The following is a 1753-nucleotide window of genomic DNA, read 5'->3' as shown; positions in this document are numbered from 1 at the left end:
CTCCGTTTGGAAGTTTCTTCGTTTCTACGAAGCGGTAACCTGGAATTTCTTTCTTAGGTTGTTCACCATCTTCACTTGGATTGCCTGGAATCTCGTTTCCTTCTTTATCCTTGAATGATGTCTTAACTTGTTCGTAGACGTGCTCGGTATCTCCGTTTGGAAGTTTCTTCGTTTCTACGAAGCGATAACCTGGGATTGCTTTCTTAGGTTGTTCGCCATCTTCACTTGGATATCCTGGAATTGAATTGCCAGCTTTATCTACAAATGTAGTAACTGGTGTTACTGTTGGGGTGTATGTTGCAGAAGCCTTAGTCCCGTTTACATCTTCACGAACAACTGTTACAGATGGAGCTGTACCTGTGAATTCAGGTTCTGGTTTGAAGGTTACTGTTCCGTCTGCTGCTACCGTATAAGTACCAACACCTGGGATAGTCTTCGTTGTTGAACCATCTTCGAAGGTTGCTGGTACATTATCATTCATTGGAACACGACTATCGCCTTCCTTGAATGCTGGTTTACCAGACTGTTCTTGACCTTTTGATCCAATAGTTGTAGCTGGTGTTGCTGTTGGAGTTACTGGTGTAACTGTTGGTGTGTACTTAGCAGTAACTGGAGTACCGTTCTTATCGACACGTTTAACAGTTACGCCTGTTCCTGTTCCTGTGAATGATTTTTCTGGGACGAAGGTCACTGTTCCATCTGGAGCTACTGTGTAGGTTCCTTCGCCTGAAATCACCTTCGTTGTTGATCCATCTTCAAATGTAGCTGGGGTATCATCATCCATTGGGATTGCAGGGTTACCAGGTGTGAAGCTTGGTGTACCTGTTTGCGTTTGACCTTGAATGTCTGTAGATGTTGCTGGATCAGCAGTTGGTACAACTGGAGTGATCGTCGGTGTGTAGGTTGTTTCAGCAACCGTTCCGTTAGTGTCTTTGGCTTGAACCTTAACTGGAACGACCTCACCTGAGTATGATTTATCAGTTGGTGTGAAGGTTACAACACCTGTTTCTTTATCAACTGTGAAAGTACCGATCACATCACCTGCTGGCGATTTCGCATCTACTGACGCTGCTGGCTGACCATTTTCGTCAAGAAGAGTAATGGTATCCTTGTCGATTGGTGCAACTGGGTCACCTTCTGTGAAGGTTACAGTTCCAGTTTGAACCACACCTTGAAGACCAGTTGATTCTGCCGGAGTTGCAGTTGGTGTAACCGGAGTTACAGTTGGTGTATAAGTTGCAGAAGCCTTAGTGCCATTCATATCTTCACGAACAACTGTTACGGCTGGTGCTTCACCAGTGAATGATTTTTCTGGTACAAATGTTACTGTTCCGTCTGCTGCAACTGTATAGGTACCAACGCCGTCAACTGTCTTAGTTGTTGAACCATCGTCGAAGGTTGCTGGAACATCATCGTTCATTGGTACACGACTGTCGCCTTCAGTAAATACAGGTTTACCTGTTTGAGTTTGACCTTGCACATCAGTAGATACTGCTGGGCTTGCAGTTGGTGTAACAGGCGTTACAGTTGGTGTGTAAGTTGCTGAAGCTTTTGTTCCGTTCTTATCTACACGTTTAACAGTCACACCTGTTCCTGTTCCTGTAAATGATTTTTCTGGTACAAATGTAACCGTTCCATCTGGAGCTACAGTATATGTTCCTTCGCCTGGAATAGTCTTCGTAGTTGAGCCATCTTCAAAGGTTGCAGGTGTATCATCACCCATTGGGATTGCAGGGTTACCAGGTGTGAAGCT

The 1753-nt window shown here is 44.7% G+C and carries 1 pseudogene; it reads right to left on the bottom strand.

The features are described from left to right. Positions 1-1753: pseudogene (locus tag HMPREF2795_RS05115) on the bottom strand (hypothetical protein); the annotation flags it as partial.

This window comes from Streptococcus sp. HMSC056C01, from assembly GCF_001811305.1.
Lineage (GTDB): Bacteria > Bacillota > Bacilli > Lactobacillales > Streptococcaceae > Streptococcus.
This window is presented reverse-complemented; position numbering and strand designations above follow the sequence as displayed.